The following is a 255-nucleotide window of genomic DNA, read 5'->3' as shown; positions in this document are numbered from 1 at the left end:
AAGTAGAGGCATTCATGCCGTGTTCCATCGTCAAGTTCACGTAGGTTTCCAAAGCTTCAGTTTGGGCGGCTGTAGGGATTTGCCCTTTGATCATCCATAAATAATTGGCGGTATGGCCAAGTTCGCTTTTTGGCGCGACGAATTCCAAGCCGATGCTCTTCCGGTACAAGAGGGCCGCCATGACGGGAATGGCAGCTGTCAGGGCGATGGCTTGTTCTTGGCTATTCAACTCGTTGAATTCACCGTGTTGATAGG

Annotated in this window: 1 protein-coding gene; it reads right to left on the bottom strand. The window is 50.6% G+C overall.

The window, feature by feature from the left end; translation table 11 throughout:
• A partial coding sequence (locus R0J87_RS22400) for a citrate/2-methylcitrate synthase (RefSeq protein WP_498889077.1) occupies positions 1-255 on the bottom strand: 255 nt, incomplete at both ends.

This window comes from Halomonas sp. SIMBA_159, assembly GCF_046536035.1.
Lineage (GTDB): Bacteria > Pseudomonadota > Gammaproteobacteria > Pseudomonadales > Halomonadaceae > Vreelandella > Vreelandella venusta_A.
Note: the sequence above shows the minus strand (reverse complement) of the source record. Positions and strands in the feature narration are given on the sequence as shown.